This window comes from Bradyrhizobium genosp. SA-3 (assembly GCF_004212635.1).
Lineage (GTDB): Bacteria > Pseudomonadota > Alphaproteobacteria > Rhizobiales > Xanthobacteraceae > Bradyrhizobium.
Genome location: NZ_PSRT01000388.1, coordinates 1 through 203 on the forward strand (window position 1 = coordinate 1; position 203 = coordinate 203).

Annotated in this window: 1 pseudogene; it reads right to left on the bottom strand. The window is 58.1% G+C overall.

Annotation, left to right across the window (positions count from 1 at the left end):
* A pseudogene (locus CWO91_RS42580) lies at positions 1-156 on the bottom strand (IS21-like element helper ATPase IstB); the annotation flags it as partial.
* Positions 157-203 lie beyond the last annotated feature (47 nt).

Sequence of the window (203 nt, forward strand, 5' to 3'; positions counted from 1 at the left end):
TTGCTTCTCGTTGATCTCGGCGTTGAGCAGGTCGCCGACAATGCGCTGAGGTTCGTGCTGGCGCTTGACGGCAGTTGCCATGATCTCGTCGAAGGCAGCCTTCATGCCGTAGAGCTTGAGTTCGCCCATGAGGTCGAAGATTTGGGTTCGTTCCATCAGATGGTCCTCCGGAGGTTGTCGTAGCGGGCACAATCGGCGATCGG